Source organism: Lysinibacillus sp. RU7, from assembly GCF_057837305.1.
Map to the genome: position 1 here is coordinate 1 of NZ_JBYQFK010000310.1, position 236 is coordinate 236.

At 66.1% G+C, this 236-nt stretch carries 1 protein-coding gene; it reads right to left on the minus strand.

The genetic code is table 11. The features are described from left to right. On the minus strand, positions 1-236 hold a 236-nt coding region (locus AC3II9_RS22510), incomplete at both ends, for an NADH-quinone oxidoreductase subunit D-related protein (RefSeq protein WP_489158998.1).

Below are 236 nucleotides of genomic sequence, written 5' to 3' on the forward strand. Positions count from 1 at the left end.
CGCGCTTGGGCGGCGTGACCTTGCGATCGGTGGCGAGCACCGGACCTTCGGGCATCTGCGCCAGGCACTGCTTCATGATCCGGGCCGACTGGCGCACTTCCTCGACGCGCACCATGAACCGGTCATAGCAGTCGCCGCTGGTGCCCACTGGCACGTCGAAATCCACCTTGTCATAGGCGTCATAGGGCTGCGACTTGCGCAGGTCCCACGGAATGCCCGAGCCGCGGATCATCGGG